Origin of the sequence: Pseudoclavibacter terrae, from assembly GCF_008831075.1 — a bacterium.
Lineage (GTDB): Bacteria > Actinomycetota > Actinomycetes > Actinomycetales > Microbacteriaceae > Pseudoclavibacter > Pseudoclavibacter terrae.
Genome location: NZ_WBJX01000005.1, coordinates 333597 through 352916, shown reverse-complemented (window position 1 = coordinate 352916; position 19320 = coordinate 333597). Strand labels below are relative to the sequence as shown.

The following is a 19320-nucleotide window of genomic DNA, read 5'->3' as shown; positions in this document are numbered from 1 at the left end:
TTCGGCGACAGCAAGGCCTACGGCCTCCAGGGCTTCCACTTCTACACCCGCGAGAAAGCCGTCACCAGCCGCTGGCTCGACCCCGCCAAGCACGGCGGCATCAACCTCGGCTTCCCCGAGAACGACTAGCCTCCAACGGCCAGCCAGACCATTCGCACCAAGAAAGACTCACGAGCAATGTCCTCACAAGCAGCAGAGAACACCTGGTTCAGGGCCCGCGGAGCCCTCTCGCGAGACGGCTGGGAGAGCGTCGTCGATGCGACGCTCCCCGGCTGGGAACACACGGGCATCCGAGTCGCAGACCTCTCCGATGGTGTGCGCCTCGAGCTGCCCGCAGGCGACATTGAGCGAATGGTCATCCCCCTCCGCGGAGACGCGTCCCTCGAGCTCGACGGCGCGGATGCGCCCGCATCCGTCGAGCTCGAGGGCCGACCCTCGGTCTTCGACGGTCCAGCAGACGTCGCCTACCTCCCCGTCGGCACCAGCGCGGTCGTCACCGGGAACGGCAGGGTCGCCGTCGCCGAGGCCCCGACGACCCAGGTCTTCCCGTTCCAGCTGCTCCGCAAGGGCGACGTGCCGGTCGAGCTGCGCGGCGCCGGCCGCTCGAGCCGGCAGGTGCAGAACTTCGGCATCCCCGGCTCGCTGCAGGCAGCCAAGCTCATCGTGTGCGAGGTCATCACACCGGCCGAGAACTGGTCGTCGTACCCTCCCCACAAGCACGACGAGCACCACCCGGGCCACGAGAGCCGGCTCGAGGAGATCTACTACTTCGAGAGCGAGCCCACCAAGAACGCGACCGTGCCCGAGGGCGCTGACGCCTTCGGCATGTTCGCGACCTACACGTCGCCGGCCGGCGAGATCTCCATCAACGAGATCGTGCGCACTGGCGACATCGCGCTCGTCCCGTTCGGCTACCACGGCCCCGCCGTCGCGGCCCCCGGCTACGACCTCTACTACCTGAACGTCATGGCGGGCCCGGACGAGGCGCGCGAGTGGCTCATCAGCGACGACCCGGCCCACGGCTGGGTGCGCGAGCAGTGGACCTCCCAGGAGTTCGACTCCCGCCTCCCGTACGGCCCACAGCAGTAACTCCGCGCGTCCAGCGCACCAGCACCAGCACCAGCTCAGTACCAACGCAGAAAGATGACGCAGATGTCAACCAAGCGAATGACCGTCGGCCAGGCGCTCGTCGAGTTCCTCGGCAAGCAGTACACCGTCGACGGCGACGTGCGCGAGCGCACGATCCCCGGCATGTTCGGGATCTTCGGCCACGGCAACGTCGCCGGCATCGGGCAGGCGCTCAAGCAGGCCAACGTCGAGGACCCGACCCTCATGCCGTACTTCCAGGCGCGCAACGAGCAGGCGATGGTGCACCAGTCGGTGGGCTACGCGCGCATGCACCGCCGCCGCGCGACGTACGCGAGCGCCGCATCCGTCGGACCGGGCGCCGCCAACATGCTCACGGGCGCCGCCCTCGCCACAGCGAACCGCCTGCCGGCACTGCTCCTGCCGAGCGACACGTTCGCGACCCGCGTCGCCGACCCCGTGCTGCAGCAGCTCGAGTTCCCGCACGACACGGGCATCCAGGTGACGGACGCGTTCCGCCCCCTCTCCCGCTTCTTCGACCGCGTGCAGCGCCCCGAGCAGCTGTACTCGATCGCGCTCGCCGCCATGCGCGTCCTCACCGACCCGGCCGAGACCGGCGCCGTCACGATCGCGCTGCCGGAGGATGTCCAGGCGGAGCTCATCGACGTGCCGCTCGCCTTCCTCGAGGAGCGCGAGTGGCACATCCGCCGCCCCCTCCCGGAGGCCGGCCCGCTCGCCCGCGCGGTCGAGGCGATCAAGAACGCGAAGAACCCCATCATCGTCGCCGGCGGAGGCGTCATCTACTCGGGTGCTGAGGACGAGCTGCGCGCCTTCGTCGAGGCCACGGGCATCCCGGTGGGCACGAGCCAGGCTGGCGGCGGCTCCCTCGACTGGGACCACCCGCAGTACCTCGGCGGCATCGGAGCGACCGGCACGACCGCGGCGAACCGCCTCGCGGCGCAGGCCGACGTCGTCATCGGCATCGGCACGCGCTACAGCGACTTCACGACGGCGAGCCGCACGGTGTTCCAGAACGACGGCGTGCGCTTCGTCAACATCAACGTGGCCGCGTTCGACGCCTACAAGCACGGCTCGCAGCTGCCCGTCGTGGCGGATGCGCGCGAGACGCTCGTGAAGCTCATCGGCGCCCTCTCCGGGTTCCGCGTGAGCGACGACTACTCGCGGCAGATCGCCACCGAGAAGAGCAGCTGGGATGCGGCCGTCGACGCCGCGTTCGAGCCGAGCGGCCTCGAGCTGCCGGGCCAGCCCGAGATCATCGGCGCCGTGCAGGGCGCGAGCGACCCGCGCGACGTCGTCGTCCAGGCCGCCGGCTCGCTGCCGGGCGACCTGCACAAGCTCTGGCGCGTGCGCGACCCGCTCGGCTACCACGTCGAGTACGCGTTCTCCTGCATGGGCTACGAGATCGCGGGCGGCATGGGTGTGCGCCGCGCGGCCCCCGACCGCGACGTGATCGTCATGGTCGGCGACGGCTCGTACCTCATGCTCCACACCGAGCTCGTCACGGCCGTCGCCGAGGGCATCAAGATCATCGTCGTGCTCATCCAGAACCACGGCTACGCCTCCATCGGCCACCTCTCCGAGACGGTCGGCTCCGAGCGCTTCGGCACCTGGTACCGCGCCTTCGACGAGGCCGGCTCGAACTTCCAGGGCGAGCAGATCCTCCCCGTCGACCTCGCCGCCAACGCGCGCAGCTACGGCATCGACACGATCGAGATCGAGCCGAGCGCCAACGCCATCAGCGACCTGCGCGACGCCATGGCCGCGGCGAAGGCATCTGACACCTCGACCCTCATCCACATCAACAGCAACCCCCTCCTCTACGCCCCAGACGGCGAAGGATGGTGGGATGTGCCGGTCGCCGAGACCTCCACGCTCGACTCCACGAAGAGCGCGCTCGAGGCCTACAAGGAGCAGAAGGCCGCCCAGCGGCCGCTCCTCGGCTGACGCCACGACAGAACCCCCTTCTCGACCTCCCCGAACGACCCTCAACAGAAAGCAGACGACGATGTCGCAGAGCATCCGAATCGGAACCGCACCTGACTCCTGGGGCATCTGGCTCCCCGACCACCCGGGCCAGATCCCGTGGCAGACCTTCCTCGACGAGGTCGTCAAGGCCGGGTACACGTGGATCGAGCTCGGCCCGTACGGCTACCTCCCCACCGACCCCAACCAGCTCTCCGACGAACTCGAGTCGCGCGGCCTGAAGCTCTCGGCGGGGACCGTCTTCACGGGCTTCCACAACGAGGACGAGAGCCAGTGGCAGCGCGCCTGGGACCAGGCGATCGCCGTCGCCGGCCTCGCGTCGAAGCTCGGTGCCGAGCACCTCGTGACGATCCCCGACATGTGGCGCGATGACATCACGGGCCAGGCCAAGGAGCCCCGCACGCTCGACGCCGAGCAGTGGACGCGCCTCGCAGCCGGCCACGACCGCCTCGGCAAGGCGCTCCTCGAGGAGTACGGCGTCAAGCAGCAGTTCCACTCGCACGCCGACAGCCACGTCGGCACGTACCGCGAGGTCGAGCGCCTGCTCACCGAGACCGACGCGCGGTACACGAACCTGTGCCTCGACACGGGCCACTTCTCCTACTACGGCGGCGACAGCCTCCGCCTCATGAACGCGTACCCCGAGCGCATCGGCTACCTGCACCTCAAGCAGGTCGACCCGGACAAGCTCTTCGACGTGCTCAAGAACGACGTGTCGTGGGCCGAGGCAGCTGCCGACATGATCATGGTCGAGCCGCCGAACGGCATCCCGGAGCTCGGCCCCATCGTGGCCCGTGCCGCCGAGATCGACCCGAACATCTTCGGCATCGTCGAGCAGGACATGTTCGGCTGCTCCGCCGATCGCCCGTACCCGATCGCCGAGCGCACCCTCAAGCACATCTGCGGCTCGACGCCAGCAGCCCGCGCGAAGTAGCGCCAGAGAAGAACAGGAACCATCGACATGACTGCAACTGACCTCCGCGTCGGCGTCGTCGGCGCCGGCCTCATGGGCGCAGACCACATCGCCCGCATCACGAAGCGCATCAGCGGTGCCATCGTCTCGGCCGTCATCGAGCCGGACGAGGGACGCGGCACCGCGGCCCTGCAGAACGCGCCGGGCGCGCAGTGGTTCACGAGCATCGAGGACGCCATCGCGGCGAACGCCGTCGACGCGGTTGTCATCGCGACGCCAGGCAAGTTCCACGAGCCCGTGCTCCTGCCCGCCCTCGCGGAGAAGCTCCCCATCCTCTGCGAGAAGCCGCTGACGGCAGACTCCGCATCGTCCCTGCGCGTCGTCGAGGCTGAGATGGCCGCGTCAGACCGACCGCTCATCCAGCTCGGCTTCATGCGCCGCTTCGACGCCGAGTACGCCCGCCTGCGCGAGATCATCGCCTCGGGCGAGGCAGGCGAGCTGCTCGCGCTGCGCGCCGTGCACCGCAACCCCGACGTACCCGAGACGTACACGCAGGACATGCTCATCAACGACTCGGTCGTGCACGAACTCGATGTCATCCCGTGGCTCGCGGGCAGCGAGATCCGCAGCATCGAGATCAAGTACATGCGTCGCAACCCGAACTCGCCCGAGCGCCTCCGCGAGCCGATCCTCGTGCTCATGGAGCTCGAGAACGGCATCCTCGTCGACGTCGAGATGAACGTCAGCATCAAGTTCGGCTACCAGGTCGCGACCGAGGCAGTGTTCTCGAACGGACTCGCCCGCATCGGCCAGGCCAACGGAGTGCAGACCTGGTCGGACGGCTCGTTCGCGAAGGAGGAGCACCGCTCGTTCGTGACCCGCTTCGCGGCCGCCTACGACGTGCAGATCCAGCGCTGGGTGGACGCGGTCGCCCGCGGAACCATCGACGGCCCGGACGCGTGGCACGGCTACCGCGTCGCGCTCGCCTGCGAGGCCGGCGTGAAGGCGTTCGACGGTGGCATCGTCGAGGTCCAGCAGGTGGAGCGCCCCGCGTTCTACGACAAGGCGTAAGGAGAGACTCCGATGGTTCGCATCGCGCTGGACCCGACGCCGTTCCACCACGACGCCGGCTTCCTCGACTTCCCCGACATCGCAGCCCGCCTCGGCTACGAGTACCTGCAGATCACGCCCCATCCCGATTTCTCCTGGTTCTTCCGCCACCCGTCGGCCGATGACGCGTACGCGCTGAAGTTCAAGAAGCGGGCGGCGGATGCTGGGGTCACGATCCCGGCGATCCTGCCGGTGCAGCGCATCTCGGGCCCGGAAGAGGCTGGCCGTCTCGCAGCCGTCCGCAACTTCACGCGCGTCATCGAGTTGGCGTCGCTGCTCGAGATCCCGGTGATCAACACCGAGTTCAGCGGGGAGCCCTCCCAGTTCAACGAGTCGGAGGATGCCTTCCACCGCTCGATGGAGACGCTTCTGCCGATCCTCGAGCGTGAGGGCATCCAGCTGAACATCGACCCGCACCCCAACGACTTCGTCGAGGACGGGCTCGAGGGGTGGCGCGTCATCCGCGGCCTGAACAGCAAGAATGTGGGCTTCGTCTACGTCGCCTCGCACACCTTCCACTACGGGGACCGCGCGACGACGCTGCTCCCCGAACTGGGCGAGCGGCTCGGCGCCGTCTACACGGCGGATACGTTCGACCACCACCGCTCGCACGGCCTGCGCTACATCTCGAACCCTCCCGGGAACGAGGCGCGCATCCACCAGCACCTTCGCATCGGCGACGGAGATGTCGACTTCGCTGAACTGTTCGCGACGTTGAAGCAGATCGGGTACCTCGACCGCCCGGACGCGCTCATCGTCTCGAACGTCTTCGCCGAGGACGAGCGGGCCGACGAGGTCTCCGCGTTCCAGCTGGAGAAGATCCGGGAGCTTGTCGCCTCCTCCTGACGCCGTGTGGCCCCGCAGCTCTGAGCTGCGGGGCCACTGTCACTCCTGACGGATTTGTCAGGACATATTCACATCACGTCATTCTTCGGTTACCATCAAGACACGCGTTCGCAGAAGACGCGCCAGCAGCACCGCACAACCTTGCTCCACCTCGCAGCATCCACGACAAGGACGTCCAAATGGCCTCATCGCATCCGGCGGGCAACACCGCCGAGAAATCACTCCCGCCCCTCACAGCTGGGCCGCACCGTTCGCGGCTCGGGCTGATCTCGATCGTCGCCTGCTTCGGCGGTCTCCTCTTCGGCTACGACACCGGTGTCATCAACGGCGCCCTGAACCCCATGACCGAGGAGCTCGGTCTGACGCCGCTCACGGAAGGCGTCGTCACGAGCTCGCTCGTCTTCGCGGCCGCCATCGGCGCCATCTTCTGCGGCCGCCTCTCCGATGGCTGGGGCCGCCGCAAGACGATCATCATGCTCGCCGTGCTCTTCTTCCTCGGCACGCTCGTCGTCGTCTTCACCCCGAACTTCGAGGTGCTCGTCGTCGGGCGCGTCCTCCTCGGCCTCGCGGTCGGCGGAGCATCCACGGTCGTCCCGGTCTTCCTCGCCGAACTGGCGCCGTACGAGATCCGCGGGTCCATCTCCGGCCGCAACGAAGCCGCCATCGTCATCGGCCAGCTCTCCGCGTTCATCATCAACGCCATCCTCGGCAACACGCTCGGACACCTCGACGGCGTCTGGCGCATCATGTTCGCCATCTGCGCCATCCCGGCCATCTGCCTCTTCTTCGGCATGCTGCGCATGCCGGAGTCGCCCCGCTGGCTCGTCGAGAAGGGCCGTGACGCCGAGGCGCTCGAGGTCCTCAAGACCGTCCGCTCCCCCGAGCGCGCCGAAGCTGAGCTCGCACAGGTCGAGAAGGTCGCGCTGGAAGAGGGCCAGGAGAAGCAGGTCGGCTTCGCAGCCATCCTCAAGAACAAGTGGCTCCTGCGCATCCTGCTCGTCGGCATCGGACTCGGTGTCGCCCAGCAGCTCACGGGCATCAACTCGATCATGTACTACGGCCAGATCGTGCTCATCGAGTCGGGCTTCGACTCGAGCGCGGCCCTCATCGCCAACATCGCGCCAGGCGTCATCGCGGTCGTCGGTGCGTTCATCGCACTCTCCTACATGGACAAGTTCGACCGCCGCAAGACGTTCATCATCGGCTTCACGCTCACGACGATCTGCCACCTGCTCATCGGCTTCTCGTCCATGGTCCTCGAGGTCGGCAACCCGCTGCGCCCCTGGGTCATCCTGTTCCTCGTCGTCGCGTTCGTCGGGTCGATGCAGACGTTCCTCAACGTGGCCGTCTGGGTGTACCTCTCCGAGGTCTTCCCGCTGCACATGCGCGGCATCGGCATGGGCGTCTCGATCTTCTTCCTCTGGGTCGCGAACGGCTTCCTCTCGCTGTACTTCCCCTCGCTCGTCGACGGAATGGGCATCACTGGAACCTTCTTCCTGTTCGGCGCGCTGAACGTGGTCGCGCTCATCTTCGTCGCAACGCAGATCCCGGAAACCCGCGGCCGCACGCTCGAGTCGCTGGATGAGGGCGTCACGACCGGCGCGATCTTCCTCCCGACCGCGAAGAAGTAGCTTCTCCGCACCGCAGACGAGCGACGGGCTCGGCCGATTCGGCCGAGCCCGTCGCTCGTCTACGGCTCGCTCGCGGACCGCGTCCACCGCTCGACCACGGAGCTCGACAGATTGTGTAACAATCTTCCCGTGGCCCCACTCCTGCTTGTCCTCCTCGCCGCGGTCTGCTTCGGCACGACCGGCACCGCGCAGGCGCTCGGGGCACCAGAGGTGTCCGCCTTCTCGCTCGGCTCGGCCCGCCTCGCGCTCGGCGGGACCCTGCTCGGCGCCTGGGCGCTGCTCACGGGGCTGCGTCGCCGCGGCGCCCGCGGATACTCCCAGAAGCCCGCGCCGGACGCCGTCCGGCTCCGCCGCCCGAATCGCGCCCAGCTGGGACTCATCGCCCTCGGCACGCTCGGCGTGCTCCTCTACCAGCCGCTCTTCTTCGCGGGCACGGCGGGCAGCGGCGTCGCTGTGGGCACCGTCCTCGCGCTCGGATCAGCACCGGTCCTCACGGGACTGCTGCAGTGGGCACTCGAACGCCGCTTCCCCGGGGTGAGCTGGGGCGTCGCGACCGCGATCGCCGTCCTCGGCGTGGGCCTCATCGCGGCGGCTGGCGCGGGCGACTCGGGCGGCGCGAACCTCGCCGGGATCGCTGCATCGATCGGCGCCGGCGCGAGCTACAGCATCTACACCCTCTCGGCGAAGGCACTCATGAACCGAGGCTGGAGCGCCGACGGCACCATGGGCATGGCCTTCGGCGTCGCCGGCATCGCCAGCATCCCGCTGCTCCTCGCGAGCGGTGCCGAGTGGATGCTCACCCCGGCCGGGCTCGCGACGGCGGCCTGGCTCGGCGTCGTCACGACGACCATCGCCTACCTGTGCTTCGGGGCTGGCCTCGCGAAGCTGCAGGCCGCGACCGTCTCGACGCTGACGCTCGCGGAGCCGCTGACCGCGAGCATCCTGGGGCTCCTCGTGCTTCGCGAGCAGCTCGCAGCGCTCGAGGGACTCGGGCTCGCCGTGCTGGCGGCAGGAATCGTGGTGCTCGTGCTGGGGTCGACGGGGGCGCTCAGGCGGCGCGACAGGACTCCCGCTCCCGGCGAGACGCCCGCCGCCACCTCTGGCGCGCCCGCCCAGGCACCTCGCGGAGGCCTGGGGTGACTCGCGCGGGCGCTCCAGCGTCGCCGTCGCGGGCGACTGCAGCCTCGGGCCTTGCCGCCACGCTTCGCGACCGGATCCTCGAGGGCAGCTATCGCCGCGGTGAGGCGCTCCGCGAAGAGCACCTCGCCGCCGAGTTCGGACTGTCCAGGCACACGGTGCGCACGGCACTCGCCGCACTCGCCGCCGAACGGCTCGTCCACGCGGCGCCCTACAAGGGGGTCGAGGTCACGAACCTCGACGACGCCGAGATCAGGGCCATGCAGGACCTGCGGTGCGCGCTCGAGTCCGAGGCGGTGCGGATAGTGAACTCGAGGCACCCAGGAGGGTGGCCGCTGGCCGTGCGGCAGCCGATCCAGGCCGAGATCGTCCGATTGCGGGAGATCGAGGCGAGCGATGCGCAGTCCTGGCGACTGCTCGAGGCGGCGCACGCCGCCGTGCACCAGGCCATCGTCGACGCGGCCGGGAGTCCCCGGATCAGCGAGGCCTCGCGATCACTCGAGAGCGAGGTCCGCCTGCTGCTGGCGGGAGCGCACGAGCACTACGAGGCCACGGGCCTGGCTGACGACCACGAGGCCTACCTCACCCTGCTCGAGCACGACGGCCCGTCCGCCGTGCGCGCCCACCTCGACGACCTCACCGCCCACCTGGTCTCCGACTCCCCCGCCTGACGCGTCTCCCGCCGCCAGCCAACGCCCCGCTGCGCACCTCGAGCTCCAGCCTCGCTCGGGGTGCGCGCAGGGGTGCGCGCAGGGGTGCGCGCAGGCAGGTGGGCGGCGCAGGCGAGACAGCGAACGGGCGGGCCGATTGCTCGGCCCGCCCGTTCGGGGATGCTGCGTGTCTGTCGCTGACTACTGGCCGGAGGACCAGCTGGCGCGACGCGAACCGCGCTCGCCGCCGCCACGCGACGGAGCTGCAGGCGACGAGGTGCCCGCGCGGCGGGGGCGACCCTCTCCGCGACGCTGGCCCTGGGCTGCGCCCTCTCCGCCCTGCGAGCGCGCGGGGCGCGACGCGGACGAGGAGGAGGTCTGCGACGAGGACCCGCCGCGGCCACGACCGCCGCCGGTGCTCGATCCACCACGGGGTGCGCCACCACGCGAGGAGGCGTTGTCGCGCTTGCGGCGCGCGTTCGCTCCCTGCGACGTGCCGCGGCCCTGGCTGACCTCGACGTTGCCGGATCCCGGTCCGCCCGGAACGGGCCGCACGGTCGGGGCGACTTCGCCGACGAGCTCGGCAACGAACGGCGAGTTGACGTTCGCGCGCTGCGGGGTCACGCCGATCTTCGCGCGACGCAGCAGCATCTCCGTGTCCTTGCGCTGGCTCGGGAGCATGAGGGTGACGACGTCACCCTCGGAGCCCGCGCGTGCCGTGCGGCCGGAGCGGTGCAGGTACGCCTTGTGCTCGGCGGGCGGGTCGACGTGCACGACGAGCTCGATGGCATCGACGTGCACGCCACGCGCGGCGACGTCGGTCGCGACGAGCACGTTGACCTCGCCACCGGAGAACGCCGCGAGGTTGCGGTCGCGGGCGTTCTGCGAGAGGTTGCCGTGCAGGTCGACGGCCGGGATGCCGGACGCGGTGAGCTGCTTCGCGAGCTTCTTCGCCTGGTGCTTGGTGCGCATGAACATGATGCGGCGGCCCTTGCCGCTCGCGAGAGCGTGCACGAGCGCCGTCTTCGCCTCGGGCGTCTCCGCCTCGTAGACGTGGTGCGTCATGGCCGCGACGTGCGAGTTGGACTCGTCGACCGAGTGCAGGATCGGGTCGTTCAGGAACTTCTTGACGAGCTTGTCCACGCCGTTGTCGAGCGTGGCGGAGAAGAGGAGGCGCTGGCCGGACTGCGGCGTGGCGTTCATGATGCGCGTGACGACGGGCAGGAAGCCCAGGTCGGCCATGTGGTCGGCCTCGTCGAGCACGGTGACCTCGACGGCGTCGAGGTTCACGATGCGCTGCTTCATGAGGTCGTCGAGGCGGCCGGGGCAGGCCACGACGATGTCGACGCCGTTGCGGAACGCGGTCTCCTGCGGGCGCTGCGAGACGCCGCCGAAGACGGTCGTCACGGTGAGGCCTGCGGCCTTGGCGAGCGGCTCGATGACCGCGGCGACCTGAGTTGCGAGCTCGCGGGTCGGGAGCAGCACGAGGCCGAGCGGACGGCCCGGGCGGCGCTTGCCACCGGACACGGCGCCAGCGAGGCGGGCGACGAGTGGGATCGCGAACGCGAGCGTCTTGCCCGAGCCGGTCTTGCCACGACCGAGGACGTCGCGGCCTGCGAGGGTGCTCGGGAGGGTGGACTGCTGGATGGGGAATGCTTCGTGCTTGCCTGCTGCATCGAGCACGCTGACGAGGGACTTGGGGACGCCGAGCTCGGCGAAAGTTGAGGTTGTTTCCGTCATATGGAGGTCTTGCCTTTCAATCAGCACGCAGAGAACGCACAACACTCGAGTGCTGCGCTCTTGCGGCGATGATGCGGGCGAATGTGCCCGTTCGCCGCAACTCGTGAAATCGTGCCGAGGCAGGAAAGGTGCCCTCGAACAACAAACGGTACGACGATTGTGGGAAATAGGACCCACGAATCCCTGACTCTAGCACGCAAGACCAGTCCCGACCAGGTGGACGGCCCGATCTGTTCGCCTGAACGGCGCGCCCGCCCGAGTTTCGGCACTCGTTCAGGACGCAGTTATTAGAATCGGCCTGCGCATGCACAGGGGCGGACGCCCATTCGCCCATGCCTGAGAAACGGTGACGAGATGAGCAGAGACCTGACGACGATCGTCTGCGAGGGCTTCCTGGCCGCATTCGAGCGCGAGCCCCTCGGGGTCTGGTCCGCGCCGGGTCGCGTCAGCATCATGGGCGATCACACCGACCTGCAGGACGGCGTCGGCTACGGGTGCGCCATCCCCCTCCGCTCGAGCGCGGCGATCGCGCCGCGCGATGACGGCCGCATCCGCATCGTCACCGACCTCTCCACCGAGGAGGCCGTGACCGATCTGCGGTCGATCTCCTCGGAGATCCCCACCAAGGATTGGCGTGCGTACCCGCTCGGAGCGGTCTCGAGCATGCTGCGCTTCGCTCGCGAGAACCCGCCGGAAGGCACTCGCGGCGATGACGACGAGACGGACCCCGGCGTGCCCTTCTTCCTGGGCACCGGCCTCGACATCTTCCTCACGACGGACGTGCCCATCGGGGCCGGCCTGGCGTCCTCCGCCTCCGTGTGCGCCACCATCAGCACAGCTCTCAACGACTTCTGGGGGCTCGGCATGAACGTCGAGGAGCTCGCCGAGATCGGTCGACAGACCGAGGCCGACATCGTCGGCGCGCCTGGCGGGCTCAGCGATCACATCACCGTGCACGCGGCGCGAAGCAATGAGGACGTCTTCTTCGACGCGCGCGGGTCCGATGTCTCCATCCTGCCTGCGCCGAGACCCGCCGAGTCCGGCCTGGTCCGCGTGCTCATCGACACGCGAGAATCGCACCGCAACTGGTCGGCCGAGTTCGCATCGAGGGCGGACGACTGCGCCAGGGCTGCAGAGGCGCTCGGCTGCCAGACGCTGCGCGAGGTGCGGCCCGCTGAACTCGACGCAGCGGCGGACAGGCTCGACGAGGTCGTCTTCAGGCGAGCCCGCCACGTCGTCTCCGAGATCGCCCGCACGCTGGAGTTCACGAAGCTCATGCGCACGGGCGAGACGCCGGAGGAGCGCAACCACCTGCTCGCCGCGTCGCAGGCGTCACTGCGGGACGATTTCGAGGTCTCGACGGCGCGCATCGACTTCACCGTGGAGCTGGCCACCTACCTCGGCGCGGCAAGCGCCCGCATGACCGGCACCGGCCTCGGCGGCTCCGTGTTCGTGATGCACCCGGCAGAGAAGGTCGACGAGCTGCGCGAGAGCGTGCTGAGCGCCTACGCGGAGCAGGGCTGGGAGGCACCCCTCGTGCTCGCCTTCGAACCTGAGGCAGGGGCCCGACGCGACCGCTGAGCCGCGTCAGTCGCCCCGCACTGCCGCGGTCGAGCCGCGCACCGTCAGCACCGGCTGGATGAGTCTGCGCGTTCCCCCACCGCGCTCTCCGACCTCCGGATGCGGCCCCTCGATGCGCGCGAGCAGGAGCTCGGCCGCGACACGACCCACGTCGGCGCTTCGGTCGTCGACCGAGGTGAGCGACAGGTACTCGGCCCCTGCAAGGTGCGAGTCGTCATAGCCGACGATGGAGATGTCGCCTGGCACACGCATCCCGATCCTCTCGAGCGTTCCGAGCACACCGAGCGCCATGACGTCGTTCGCGGCGAAGACGGCCGTGGTCTCCGGCCAGTCCTCGAGCAGCTGGCGTGAGGCTCGTCGCCCTTCGTCCTGGTCGGTGGGCCCAGAGCCGCCCACGACGCGCGGCTGGAGCCCCGCCTCGACCATGGCTCGCTCGTAGGCCGTGCGTCTGAGTTCGGCTGCTCGGCCACTTCCCGTGACGTGGCCGATCCTCGTGTGGCCGAGTGAGCGCAGATGCTCGACGGCGAGGCGCGCGCCAGCTTCGTCGTCGTTGGCCACGAGGTCGGCGCCAGCCGGCACCGTCGCTCGGTTGCCCGCGACGACGGTCGGCACGGGGAAGCCCTCCCCAGGCACCGCATCCACGTCGCCGCCGATGACAAGACCCTCGACGCCGGCGGCCAGGAAACCGCTGATCGGGGACTGCTCGAGGTGCGCGTTCAGGTTCGCGTCAGCCACCGTGACGTGGAAACCGGGCCCGTTCAGCACCTCCTGCAAGCCCCCGAGGAGGTCGACGAACCAGGGGTTCCTGAAGTCGTCGATCATCACGCCGATCGCGCGCGTGCGGTTCCCCGCGAGCGCCGTGGCCGCCCGGCTCGGCAGGTAGCCGAGCTCCTGGATCGCGGTTCGCACGGCCGCGCGCTTCTCATCGCTGACTCGTGTCGAGTTCTGCAGCACGAGCGACACCAGCGACTTGGAGACTCCGGCGCGCTCAGCGACGTCGTAGATCGTCGGTCGCTTTCGGCGGGACGTTGGTGGCACTCGACACTCCGAACTTGGATCGTTTGACAGGACATTATTTCATGTCCTACCTTCCAGTGTAGCGCTCCAACGCCGTCGTCGGTCGCCTGCGCTCACCACCTCAGCCAACGCAGAACCACAGGAGAACCAATGTCCACCTCACTGGGCGTCGCCGTCATCGGCGCAGGCATGGCCGGGCGCGCACACGCCGCGGCGTACCGCGTCGCATCCACGCTCTACAGCCCCACGCTGCCCGAGATCCGCCTCGTCTCCATCGCAGACATCAACCCGGAGTTCGGCGCCCTCGCCGCCAAGCGCTTCGGCTACGAGCGCACCGACTCGTCCTGGCAGGCCATCGCCGCAGCGGACGACATCGACGTCGTGAGCGTCGTCATCGCGAACTCCCTGCACCGAGAGGCCGTCGAGGGCCTCCTCGCAGCAGGCAAGCATGTGCTCTGCGAGAAGCCGCTCAGCGACTCCATCGAAGACGCCTCCGCCATGGCGGCAGCCGCCGAGCGCGCCGACTCCATCGCACGCGTGGGCTTCACCTACCGCCGCTCCCCCGGCATCGCCTACATCCGCCAGCTCATCCAGGACGGCACCCTCGGCAGACTGCTCCACTTCAGCGGGCGCTACTGGACGGACTACGCCTGCGACCCACAGGGCCCGATGAGCTGGCGCTTCAAGGGCGCAGCCGGCAGCGGCGCATTGGCCGACGTCGGGAGCCACATGGCGTACATCGCAGAGTTCCTCGGCGGTGAGATCCAGGAGGTCAGCGGCGGAACGCTCACCACCGTCATCCACGAGCGCCCCCTCCCGCTCGGAGCCGTCCTCGGCCACGACCACGCGGCGGTGAGCGACACGTTCGAGGCCGTCGAGAACGACGACTACGCCGCGTTCTCACTGAAGTTCGCGGACGGCGCTGGCGCCATCGAGGTCTCCCGCGTCGCTCGGGGCCATGCCAACAGCCTCACCTTTGAGGTCTTCTGCGAGAACGGCGCCGCCAGGTACGACCAGCGTCGCCCCTCCGAGATCGAGCTCTTCCTGAACGATGTCCCCTCAGCCCAGAACGGGTACCGGCAGGTGATCCTCGGACCGGAACACCCCTACGTCGCCGGCGGGCTCGCGATGGACGCCCCGAGTGTCGGCTTCGGGCAGAACGACGCGTTCGCCTACCAGGCGCGCTCCTTCCTCGAGGAGGTCGCCGGCGTTCCCGAGAGTAAATCGCTCCCGCGCTGCGCCGGCTTCGAAGATGGCATCCACAACATGGAGCTGCTCAACGCCGTCGCCGCATCAGCAGCCGCACACGGCTCGGCCGTGCGCGTCAACCCCACCACCACGCACAAGATCGGAGCCTGACATGCGTCTCGGCGTCTACAACGCGATCCTCCACGACCGGCCGCTGCCGGAGGCGATCAAGGTCATCGCCGACCTCGGCCTCACGGGGATCGAGCTCAACTCGGGCGGCTTCCTCCCGGCAACGCACATCCCGAACTTCGACGAGATCCTTGAGAGCGATGATGCACGGGATGCGTTCCTGGCACAGTTCGAGGGCACCGGCGTCTCGATCGCCGGTCTCAACTGCAACGGCAACCCGCTGCACCCCGACCGCGCGATCGCCGCGAAGCACGCCGAGGACATCCGCCGGTCGATCCGCCTCGCGGCCCGCCTCGGGCAGGACCGCGTCGTCACGATGTCCGGCCTCCCCGGTGGCGAGCCGGGAGCGACGACCGTGAACTGGGTGGTCAACGCCTGGAACTCGGCGGCACTCGACGTCATCGACTACCAGCTGGACGTCGCCGCGACGTTCTGGGCGGAGATCGACGAGCTCGCCCGCGAGCACGGCGTGAAGGTTGCGCTCGAGCTGCACCCGCAGAACGTCGCCTTCAACCCGGCGAACTTCCGCGAGCTCATCGAGCGGGCCGGCACGACGAACATCGGCGTCGAGCTCGACGCCTCGCACCTCTTCTGGCAGCAGATGGACCCGGTTGCCGTCGTGCGAGACCTGGGCAAGTGGGTGTTCCACGCCGCCGCGAAGGATGTTCGCGTGAACCCGGCAGCCGCCATCTACGGCGTGCTGGACAACCGGTTCCGTCGACTGTCCGCCGACGAGCCGCGCACCAACCTCGGCGGCGACGAGTGGGCGAACGAGTGGCCGACGACCTCGGCGTGGGACTTCGTCGCTCTCGGACGCGGCCACGACACCGCGTTCTGGACCGAGTTCCTCCGCGCTCTGCAAGAGGTCGACCCGGAGATGTGGGTCAACATCGAGCACGAGGACACGTCGCTCGGCCGCATCGAGGGGCTCGAGGTCGCGGCGAAGGTGCTCCGAGACGCCGACGCGGCACTGGAGGCGTCGCTCTGATCTCCGTCGTGGGCGCGACTCTCCTGCCAGGACTCCGCGTCTGACCACTGGGGGCATTTGTTAGGACATTAGGTCTTTTGGCGCTAGACTTCGTCATCAGACAACGAACGTCACCCCTCGACCTCAAGGACACCGCACCATGCCTCTCGTACGCATCGACGTCAACGCCGGCCGCACGCCCGAGCAGATCTCGTCCATCGCCGACGCCATCCACGACGCCATCGTCGCCGAGTACGGGATCCCCGCTCGCGACCGGTTCCAGATCATCACGGAGCACCAGGGCGGCCAGATCATCGCCCAGGATGCCGGGCTGGGCTTCGACCGCTCGAACGGCGTCGTCATGATCCAGATCTTCACGCAGCGCGGCCGCACCACTGAGGCCAAGCAGTCGCTCTACGCTCGCATCGCCGAAGCGCTCGGCGAGCAGGGCGTCGACGGCAACGACGTCTTCATCGGCTACGTCGAGAACGGCCCGGAGGACTGGACGTTCGGCTTCGGCCGCGCCCAGTACCTCACGGGCGAGCTCGCGGTTCCCAACCGCGCCTAGCCTCGACCCCGAGTCGGCCAGACGCCGCCAGCCGATGCGCCCGACCGCACCCCCTGCGGAGGGCACATCGGCTGGCAGCGTCTTCTCGCGCATCCGGAGAACTCGCGCTGCCGGCGGTGGTCATCGACCCGCGGACGACGACCAAATCGCCACGTCGCGCGGGTCAGCGCTACCAGCGCCGGTCAGCACCGGTCAGCACCGGTCAGCGCTCGACGAGCGTGATCTCGAACGTGTAGAGGTCCGGCCGGTAGCAGTGTCGGCCGTATTCGACGGCGCGCCCCGTCGCGTCGAACGCGACGCGAGACATCGTGAGCACTGCGGCGCCGCCGGAGAGATCCAGGAGGCGCTCCTCCTCGCGAGACGCAGTTCTGGCACCGATACGCTGCTTGGCGATGCGCATCGTGACGCCGCGGGCGCGCAGCAGCTGGTAGAGCCCGTGCTGGATGAGCTCGTCCTCGGTGAGCTCCACGAACGGCTCCGGGAGCACGTTGTCGAGAACCGCGAGGGGGACCCCATCGGCGCTCCGGAGGCGCGAGATGTGCAGCGTGGGGCTCCCGACCTCGATGCCGAGCGTCTCGGCGAGCTCGGGCGTCGCAGCCTCCACACGGCGGGAGAGCAGCGTCGTCGTCGGCTTCTGCGCGGACCGCTCGAGGTCCTCGTAGAGGCTCGTGAGCTCGACGTTGCGGGTGACGGGCCCGTGCACGACCTGCGTGCCCACGCCGCGGCGCCGGACGAGGAGTCCCTTGTCGACCAGTTCCTGGATAGCGCGGCGCACCGTCGGGCGCGAGAGCCCGAGCCGGTGTCCGAGGGAGATCTCGTTCTCGAGCTTCGACCCCGCCGGCAGCGTGTCGTCTCGAATCGCCTTCTCGATGCGCTCCGACACCTGGTGGTACAGCGGGACGGGGCTCGAACGGTCGATGCCGACGAACAGCCCGAGCGGGAGTCGGGCCTCGCCTGTAGTCGCAGCTTCATTGCTCAATGGCGCACTCCTCGGACGACTTGATGACCGGACAAGCGTACCTGTCGCCGAGCCCTCACCATCGGCGACTCATCGGGGTGGCGCGCATTCACACGAGTCACATGCGCCCCACCATCTCGTCACGGGGCGCAACGGCGCATCCTGTTTCCCAAGATTCTCTTGATTTTCAGGCAACTGGCGGCTTAGCATCACCAAACCCTCAGATCCTCAGGAGAACACATGCGACTCCGCACCGCCCTCGCCGCAGGGGCAACGTCCGTCCTTCTTCTCGGAGTCGGAGTCGGCACCGCCGCCGCTTCGCCCGGGCAGACCGTCACCGACCTCACCAGCCAGACACCGGAAGAGCTGGTCGCCACGCTCGTGGGCGACGAGACCGCGGTCTCCAACGTCGTCTACACGGGCGCCCCCGAAGCCTCCGGCAGCTACTCGGGATTCACGGATCTCGGCGTCGAGAGCGGCCTCACCCTGACAACCGGTTCGGCCGGTGAAGGGGGCGCGCTGCTCGGTCCGAACGAATCCGGGTCGACCAGCACCTCCCACGGCCTCCCAGGCGACACCGACCTCGACGACATCGTCGAGGGCTCGACTCGCGACGCGGCCGTGCTCGAGTTCGACTTCGTCCCCACCGAGGACAGCATCGCGTTCTCCTACGTCTTCGGATCGGAGGAGTACCAGGAGTACGTCGATACCAACTACAACGACGTCTTCGCGTTCTTCGTCAACGGCACGAACTACGCGACCTTCGACGCGGACGGCACGGACACCGCCGTCGCGATCAACAACATCAACCACCTGCGCAACACGGGCCTCTACCGCGACAACCCCGTCAGCTCGGGTGCCTTCGACACCGGACTCGACGGACTCACGACGGTCCTCGGCCTATCCGCCCCCGTCCAGCAGGGAGCGACGAACCACATCAAGCTCGTCATCGCAGACAGAGGCGACTCTAGCCTCGACTCGGCGGTCCTCATCCAGGCCGGCAGCTTCCGCTCGAACACCCCGCCGACGGCGGCCTCGCAGAACCTGACGACCGACATCGACACACCCCTCGACATCACGCTCACGGGCGACGACGCTGAGGGCGACCCGCTGACCTACACGGTCCTCACGCAGCCAGAGAACGGAACGCTCAGCGGCGAAGGCGCAGACCTCACCTTCACCCCGGCCGACGGCTTCGAGGGAGAGACCAGCTTCACGTTCACGACCAACGACGGCTCCGTCGACAGCGAGGCGGCGACCGTCACCATCACGGTCAGCCCCGTCGTCGTGACGCCGACGCCGACCGAGACGACGACGCCAACGCCGACGCCCACCGAGACGACCACGCCGACGCCTACCAGCACGGCCACGCCGACCGCGACCGTCGTCCCCCCTGTCCCGACGACCACCACGCCGACCTGGACCCCGACGCCGACCTCGACCCACACGACCCCGCCAGCCGCTGGGGGTGGACTCGCGACAACCGGTGCTGACGGCTTCGCCCCCGCTCTGGCGATCGGCGCAGGGCTCCTGCTGGCAGCCGGCGCCGTGCTGCTCCTCACACGCCGCATGAGGAAGTCCGACTAACGGCAGCGCACGAACGCACGAGGGGCGCATCCGTCAGCGGATGCGCCCCTCCTGCGTTCTGCCGGGCACGGGGCGATGCGCGACGCGAACACGCTTAACGACTCAGGGGCGCATCCACCGAGATGGATGCGCCCCTCCGTCAGCTCCC

At 68.9% G+C, this 19320-nt stretch carries 16 protein-coding genes; 13 read left to right on the top strand and 3 right to left on the bottom strand.

The window, feature by feature from the left end; genetic code table 11:
- The first annotated feature begins 177 nt into the window (after nt 1-177).
- From iolB to F8O03_RS15310, 8 genes are all read left to right on the top strand, one after another.
- A complete protein-coding gene (gene iolB, locus F8O03_RS15345; RefSeq protein WP_151424631.1) occupies nt 178-1089 on the top strand; it encodes a 5-deoxy-glucuronate isomerase in 912 nt (303 codons plus the stop codon).
- Nucleotides 1090-1152: 63 nt separating this feature from the next.
- On the top strand, nt 1153-3051 hold the full coding sequence (iolD, locus tag F8O03_RS15340) for a 3D-(3,5/4)-trihydroxycyclohexane-1,2-dione acylhydrolase (decyclizing) (RefSeq protein ID WP_425280958.1): 1899 nt from the start codon (nt 1153-1155) through the stop codon (nt 3049-3051).
- Between the two features lie 61 nt (nt 3052-3112).
- A complete protein-coding gene (locus tag F8O03_RS15335; protein WP_151424629.1) occupies nt 3113-4024 on the top strand; it encodes a sugar phosphate isomerase/epimerase family protein in 912 nt (303 codons plus the stop codon).
- Nucleotides 4025-4051: 27 nt separating this feature from the next.
- Nucleotides 4052-5074, top strand: a complete 1023-nt coding sequence (locus F8O03_RS15330; RefSeq protein WP_151424628.1) for a Gfo/Idh/MocA family protein — start codon at nt 4052-4054, stop codon at nt 5072-5074.
- A 12-nt stretch (nt 5075-5086) separates the two neighbouring features.
- A complete protein-coding gene (locus F8O03_RS15325; RefSeq protein WP_151424627.1) occupies nt 5087-5959 on the top strand; it encodes a sugar phosphate isomerase/epimerase family protein in 873 nt (290 codons plus the stop codon).
- A gap of 179 nt (nt 5960-6138) precedes the next feature.
- Nucleotides 6139-7590 carry a sugar porter family MFS transporter gene (locus F8O03_RS15320; protein ID WP_151424626.1) on the top strand — a complete coding sequence of 484 codons (1452 nt, stop codon included), beginning with the start codon at nt 6139-6141 and terminating at the stop codon, nt 7588-7590.
- Nucleotides 7591-7719: 129 nt separating this feature from the next.
- Nucleotides 7720-8730, top strand: coding sequence for a DMT family transporter (locus tag F8O03_RS15315; protein ID WP_151424625.1), 1011 nt, complete (start codon nt 7720-7722; stop codon nt 8728-8730).
- Entirely contained in the window at nt 8727-9398 is a 672-nt protein-coding gene (locus F8O03_RS15310; RefSeq protein ID WP_151424624.1) for a GntR family transcriptional regulator, read from the top strand. The genes F8O03_RS15315 and F8O03_RS15310 overlap by 4 nt, the downstream gene beginning before the upstream one ends.
- Before the next feature lie 180 nt (nt 9399-9578).
- On the opposite strand, the gene F8O03_RS15305 is transcribed toward F8O03_RS15310, so the two are convergent.
- On the bottom strand, nt 9579-11117 hold the full coding sequence (locus F8O03_RS15305) for a DEAD/DEAH box helicase (protein ID WP_151424623.1): 1539 nt from the start codon (nt 11115-11117) through the stop codon (nt 9579-9581).
- Nucleotides 11118-11471: 354 nt separating this feature from the next.
- On the opposite strand from F8O03_RS15305, the gene F8O03_RS15300 reads away from it, so the two are divergent.
- A complete protein-coding gene (locus tag F8O03_RS15300; protein ID WP_151424622.1) occupies nt 11472-12698 on the top strand; it encodes a galactokinase in 1227 nt (408 codons plus the stop codon).
- Nucleotides 12699-12704: 6 nt separating this feature from the next.
- Here the strand turns inward: F8O03_RS15300 and F8O03_RS15295 are convergent, their stop codons facing one another.
- Nucleotides 12705-13736, bottom strand: a complete 1032-nt coding sequence (locus tag F8O03_RS15295) for a LacI family DNA-binding transcriptional regulator (RefSeq protein WP_151424621.1) — start codon at nt 13734-13736, stop codon at nt 12705-12707.
- Nucleotides 13737-13865: 129 nt separating this feature from the next.
- On the opposite strand from F8O03_RS15295, the gene F8O03_RS15290 reads away from it, so the two are divergent.
- From F8O03_RS15290 to F8O03_RS15280, 3 genes are all read left to right on the top strand, one after another.
- Complete coding sequence (locus F8O03_RS15290) at nt 13866-15074, top strand: Gfo/Idh/MocA family protein (RefSeq protein ID WP_151424620.1); 1209 nt, start codon at nt 13866-13868, stop codon at nt 15072-15074.
- A 1-nt stretch (nt 15075) separates the two neighbouring features.
- A complete protein-coding gene (locus F8O03_RS15285; protein ID WP_151424619.1) occupies nt 15076-16080 on the top strand; it encodes a sugar phosphate isomerase/epimerase family protein in 1005 nt (334 codons plus the stop codon).
- Nucleotides 16081-16219: 139 nt separating this feature from the next.
- On the top strand, nt 16220-16627 hold the full coding sequence (locus F8O03_RS15280; protein WP_151424618.1) for a tautomerase family protein: 408 nt from the start codon (nt 16220-16222) through the stop codon (nt 16625-16627).
- A gap of 202 nt (nt 16628-16829) precedes the next feature.
- Here the strand turns inward: F8O03_RS15280 and F8O03_RS15275 are convergent, their stop codons facing one another.
- Nucleotides 16830-17606: a GntR family transcriptional regulator gene (locus F8O03_RS15275; RefSeq protein WP_104252487.1), complete on the bottom strand. Its 777-nt coding sequence runs from the start codon at nt 17604-17606 to the stop codon at nt 16830-16832.
- 219 nt (nt 17607-17825) lie between these two features.
- On the opposite strand from F8O03_RS15275, the gene F8O03_RS18155 reads away from it, so the two are divergent.
- A complete protein-coding gene (locus tag F8O03_RS18155) occupies nt 17826-19172 on the top strand; it encodes a choice-of-anchor L domain-containing protein (protein ID WP_167516607.1) in 1347 nt (448 codons plus the stop codon).
- Nucleotides 19173-19320 lie beyond the last annotated feature (148 nt).